The organism is Vibrio sp. A37 (assembly GCF_059777565.1).
In genome coordinates this window covers 1-229 of record NZ_JBLNLI010000111.1, presented here as the reverse complement: position 1 = coordinate 229, position 229 = coordinate 1, and the positions used below count along the sequence as shown (strand labels likewise).

At 41.9% G+C, this 229-nt stretch carries 1 pseudogene; it reads left to right on the top strand.

Going from position 1 to position 229, the window contains the following annotated elements:
* Positions 1-229, top strand: a pseudogene (locus ACM2FC_RS23725) (RNA-guided endonuclease TnpB family protein); the annotation flags it as partial.

The window sequence follows — 229 nt, the reverse complement described above, 5'->3', positions numbered from 1 at the left end:
GGCGTTCAAAAATTTTTGGGACAAGCGCGCTAAATACCCGAAATTCAAGTCAAAGTACGATAAGCAATCCATTAGGTTAACCAAAGCCGCCTTTAGATATGGAGATGGTCAGCTATTCATTGCCAAGTCTAAGCATCCGCTAAATATCCGTTGGTCACGCGAACTACCAAACAGCCTAGTTCTATCACTATTTCAAAAGACAAATCAGGTCGATACTTTGTGTCGATGC